This window comes from Streptomyces sp. NPDC104309 (assembly GCF_055584025.1).
The window spans coordinates 1-1,268 of sequence record NZ_JBVJMV010000151.1 but is presented as its reverse complement, the minus strand read 5'-3'; the positions used below and the strand labels follow the sequence as shown (position 1 = coordinate 1,268).

Below are 1,268 nucleotides of genomic sequence, written 5' to 3'. Positions count from 1 at the left end.
CGCCCGGAGCCCCGCGACGACTCGACCGCTAATTGGGATACGCGACTTGATCGCTTCGTAGGACAACGCCGGCGAGGTCGTCTGCTGGGACCAATGTGAGACGACGAGCTGGCGGAGGTGGCCGTGCGCCAGATATGGGCCGGAGTGGACATCGGCAAAGAACATCACCACTGCGTGGTGATCGACGCCCAGGGCAAACGCCTCCTGTCACGCCGGGTCCTGAACGACGAGAAGGTCCTGCTGGAGCTGATCGGCGATGTACTCGCGCTCTCCGAGGATCTCCTGTGGGCGGTGGACATCAACCACGGCGGCGCGGCCCTGCTGATCGGGTTGCTCCTGGGCCACGGCCAGCCGATGGCCTACCTCACCGGCCTGGCGGTCCACCAGGCATCCGCCGGCTACCGCGGCCAGGGCAAAACCGATGCGAAGGACGCCTTCGTCATCGCCGACCAGGCCCGGATGCGCAACGACCTCGGCCTGCTGCGGCCCGGCGACGAGATCGCCGTCGACCTGCGCACCCTGACCGGACGCCGCACCGACCTCGTCTGCGACCGCACCCGGCAGATCAACCGGCTCCGAGCTCAACTTCTCGAGTTCTTCCCGGCGTTGGAACGGACCCTTGCGCTGACGAACAGGGGCCCGGTCATGCTGCTGACCGGCTACCAGACCCCGGCCGCACTCCGCCGCAGCGGCGCCAAGCGCATCGAGACCTGGCTGAGAAACCGCAAGGTCAAGAACCCCGCCGCCATCGCTGCCGCAGCCCTTGAAGCTGCCGTTAGCCAGCAGACGTCCCTGCCCGGCGAGAAACTGGCCGCCGCCATGGTGGCCCGTCTCGCCAAGGGGGTCATCACCCTCGACGAGGAGATCGCCGAGCTCGACGCACTCATCGAGGCACGGTTCCGCGAACATCCCCACGCCGAGGTAATCCGCAGCCTGCCCGGCATGGGCGCCCTGCTCGGCGCCGAATTCATCGCCGGACCGGCGGCGCCATGGACGCGTTCGGCTCACCAGACCGCCTGGCCGGCTTCGCCGGCCTGGCCCCCGTGCCACGAGATTCCGGGCGCGTCAGCGGCAATATGCACCGCCCCCGCCGCTACCACCGCGGCCTTCTACGAGCCTTCTACCTCTCCTCCATGGCCAGCATCAGGACATGCCCCGCGTCGCGGACGTACTACCAACGCAAGCGAGACGAGGGGAAGGGTCACAAGCAAGCAGTGCTCTCTCTCGCACGCCGTCGGGCCAACGTTCTCTGGGCCATGCTCCGCGAC

At 68.2% G+C, this 1,268-nt stretch carries 1 pseudogene; it reads left to right on the top strand.

The features are described from left to right. Positions 1-123: 123 nt before the first annotated feature. Positions 124-1,268: pseudogene (locus ACZ68L_RS46945) on the top strand (IS110 family RNA-guided transposase); the annotation flags it as partial.